Origin of the sequence: Kitasatospora sp. NPDC057542, from assembly GCF_042801945.1 — a bacterium.
In the GTDB taxonomy this organism is placed as follows: Bacteria; Actinomycetota; Actinomycetes; order Streptomycetales; family Streptomycetaceae; genus Kitasatospora.
Genome location: NZ_JBHVFE010000760.1, coordinates 1 through 2,248, shown reverse-complemented (window position 1 = coordinate 2,248; position 2,248 = coordinate 1). Strand labels below are relative to the sequence as shown.

Here is a 2,248-nt window from a genome sequence, read left to right as displayed (position 1 = left end):
GATCGGGGCGGCGGGGCGGTTTGCCGTGGACGGTTGGCGGCCGGGCGCGGGCGGTCCGGTCGCATTACCGTATTCCGGCCGGATCCGATAGTGCGTCATCCATCCTGCGGCGCCGCGCGGTACGGTGGTCCCGCCGGCGATGGGGCCGTTCGGGGGAGAGATCCGGCCGAGGGGTAGACCTCGTTGAGGATTCGACTAGCATTGAGCGAAAGCCTGTCCGTTTTGCTCAATTTAGTAGCTTAATGTCGGCTAACGTGAGTAACTGCGGGTCAACTGCAGGCACGAGGCAGCTGGGGAAGGCGACCCTCGTCCACAGCCTGGAGGTCCCGGTGACGACACGTGGAGTTCTGTACATCCACTCCGCGCCCCGCGCGCTGTGCCCGCACGTCGAGTGGGCCGTCGCGGGGGTGCTCGGTGTGCGGGTGAGCCTGGACTGGATCCGCCAGCCGGCCGCACCCGGGCATTGGCGTGCCGAGCTCTCCTGGCAGGGGGAGCCCGGTACGGCTTCGAAGCTCGCCTCCGCGCTGCGCGGGTGGCAGCTGATGCGGTACGAGGTGACCAGCGAGCCCTGCGCCACGGCGGAGGGGGAGCGGTACAGCAGCACGCCCTCGCTCGGCATCTTCCACGCCGTCACGGGCATCCACGGCGACATCCTGATCCCCGAGGACCGGCTGCGCGCCGTCCTGCTGCGCGCCCGCAGCGAGGGGGCCGACCTGGAGGCCGAGATCGCCCGGCTGCTCGGCAAGCCCTGGGACGACGAGCTGGAGCCGTTCCGGTACGCGGGCGAGGGCGCGCCGGTGCGCTGGCTGCACCAGGTGGTCTGAGGCCGCCCCCGGAGGAGGCCCGACAGGTACGACGAAGGGGCCGGCGCTCGCGGAGAGCGCCGGCCCCTTCGTCGTGGGCGTCAGCGGGTGCGGAAGGCCAGCACCACGTTGTGGCCGCCGAAGCCGAACGAGTTGTTCAGCGCGGCGATCGGGCCCTCGGGCAGCTTGCGGCTCTCGTCGCGGACGATGTCGGCGTCCACGTCGTCGTCCAGCTCGTCCACGTTGATGGTCGGCGGGGCGATCCGGTGGTGCAGGGCCAGCACGGTGGCGACGGTCTCGACGCCGCCGGCGCCGCCCAGCAGGTGGCCGGTCATCGACTTGGTGGCCGAGACGGCGATGTGGTCGAGGTCGTCGCCCAGCTCCTTGCGCAGCGCCTTCAGCTCGGCGGTGTCGCCCTGCGGGGTCGAGGTGGCGTGCGCGTTGACGTGCACGATCTCGGCCTTGTCCAGCTCGTTGCGCTCGAACAGGTCGGCCAGCGCGCGGGCCACGCCGGCGCCGGTCGGCTCGGGCTGGGCGATGTGGTGGGCGTCCGAGGACAGGCCCTGGCCCACGGCCTCGCAGTAGATCCGGGCGCCGCGCGCCTCGGCGTGCTCGACCGACTCCAGCACGACCACGCCGGCGCCCTCGCCCAGCACGAAGCCGTCGCGGGCCTTGTCGTACGGGCGGGAGGCGCGCTGGGGCTCGTCGTTGTTCTTGGACATCGCCATCATGTTGGCGAACGCGGCGATCGGCAGCGGGTGGATCGCCGCCTCGGTGCCACCGGCCACCACGACGTCGGCGCGGCCGGCGCGGATCATCTCGATCGCGTAGCCGATCGCCTCGGCGCCGGAGGCGCAGGCGGAGACGGGGGTGTGCACACCCGCGCGGGCGCCGACCTCCAGACCGACGTTGGCCGCCGGGGAGTTGGGCATCAGCATCGGGACGGTGTGCGGGGAGACCTTGCGGGCGCCCTTCTCCTTCAGCACGTCGTACTGGTCGAGGAGGGTGGTCACGCCGCCGATGCCGGAGGCGATGACGGTGCCCAGGCGCTCGGGGGCGAGCTTGGAGGACGCGTCGGTGGCGGGGGTCTCGAAGCCTGCGTCGGCCCAGGCCTCGCGGGCGGCGATCAGCGCGAACTGGGCCGAGCGGTCCAGCTTGCGGGCCAGCGGCCGGGGCAGGATCTCGCCCGGCTCGACGGCGGTCTTCGCCGCGATCTTGACGGGCAGGTCCTCGGCCCACTCCTCGGTCAGGGCCGACACACCGGACCTACCGGCGAGGAGGCTCTCCCAGGTGGTGGCGGCGTCGGCGCCCAGCGGCGTGAAGGCGCCGATACCCGTGACGACCACGGTGCGGTTTTCAGCGGTCACTGGTTTCTTCTTCTCTCACGTGTGCGGGGGTCGGCGGCGTGCCGAAGACGGGCCCGGCCGGGCGCCCTGGTGAGGGCG

Annotated in this window: 2 protein-coding genes; one reads left to right on the top strand and one right to left on the bottom strand. The window is 72.3% G+C overall.

The window, feature by feature from the left end; all coding sequences use genetic code 11:
* Positions 1 to 329: 329 nt before the first annotated feature.
* On the top strand, positions 330 to 824 hold the full coding sequence (locus ACFU7Y_RS43185) for a DUF3145 domain-containing protein (RefSeq protein WP_188296478.1): 495 nt from the start codon (positions 330 to 332) through the stop codon (positions 822 to 824).
* 80 nt (positions 825 to 904) lie between these two features.
* On the opposite strand, the gene fabF is transcribed toward ACFU7Y_RS43185, so the two are convergent.
* On the bottom strand, positions 905 to 2,170 hold the full coding sequence (gene fabF, locus ACFU7Y_RS43180) for a beta-ketoacyl-ACP synthase II (protein WP_380771938.1): 1,266 nt from the start codon (positions 2,168 to 2,170) through the stop codon (positions 905 to 907).
* Between the last annotated feature and the right edge of the window lie 78 nt (positions 2,171 to 2,248).